Raw genomic sequence first — 402 nt, 5'->3', positions numbered from 1 at the left:
GAGCAAGCTCAAATTTCAGTGCAAACTCCTTCGGCTCAAAATTCTCACCGTCCTGGTATGCGAGTGAAGATTTTTTTCGGAACATCGCACCGCTAAAATCGAATTCTAGTTGAGGTGCATACCGCTGCTCTTCGGTAGTAAAGCGATCGTTTGCCTCGATAGAGACTTGCGTAAATTCGAGTCTGTTAAGCGTAAGCGGCGCGGCTTTCATTTATAAAATCCTGTCCAGAGAATCTGTCTTCTGCGATGGATTGGCGGCTAAGCACATTTCTTAGATTTCGAAACGTATCTAGATGAATAACGGCACCAGCACACGCTGGTGCCGCTTCAACCGTTTCATCTTCTACGGAAATTTCCGTCCATTCGCTGAAAGCGCTCTGCGAGGGTTGGTCGTTGCAAGCC

General features: G+C 47.5%; 2 protein-coding genes. Both read right to left on the bottom strand.

Annotated features, from left to right (window positions below):
- Positions 1-211 (bottom strand): hypothetical protein (locus SB847_RS20570; RefSeq protein ID WP_410578413.1); only part of this gene is annotated, 211 nt, incomplete at its 3' end.
- The coding region (locus tag SB847_RS20565; RefSeq protein WP_410578411.1) for a hypothetical protein at positions 186-402 on the bottom strand (217 nt) is incomplete at its 5' end. The genes SB847_RS20570 and SB847_RS20565, both read right to left, overlap by 26 nt.

Origin of the sequence: Bacillus sp. SIMBA_026 (genome assembly GCF_046535335.1) — a bacterium.
GTDB classification, from domain to species: Bacteria; Bacillota; Bacilli; order Bacillales; family Bacillaceae; genus Bacillus; species Bacillus velezensis.
Note: the sequence above shows the minus strand (reverse complement) of the source record. Positions and strands in the feature narration are given on the sequence as shown.